Source organism: Rhizobium sp. SVR5-9E (genome assembly GCF_056755095.1).
On record NZ_JBNDHS010000446.1, the window covers coordinates 1 to 268 of the forward strand.

The 268-nt window shown below is 39.9% G+C and carries 1 pseudogene; it reads right to left on the reverse strand.

Annotated features, from left to right (window positions below):
* Positions 1-268, reverse strand: a pseudogene (locus tag ACPYOJ_RS35560) (hypothetical protein); the annotation flags it as partial.

Genomic DNA, 268 nt, shown 5'->3' on the forward strand with positions numbered 1-268 from the left:
CCACAAGTCCACGGACCGGGCGAAGAATAAATTCCCATTTTCAATCCGTTTCCGTGAATATAGTCACCGAGGTTTTTCATATCCGGAAATTTGGAATTGGTTAAAATATAACCTTTCTCATCCCTCATTTTTCCTTTAAATGAAGGGTCTTTTCCGTCTCTGTTAAACTGCCATGAATCATCGATATTGATGTAATTCCAGCCGTGATTCACTAAGCCGGATTTCAATAGAGCATCTGCAGCACGTTTTACTCTATCAGCAGAAACTT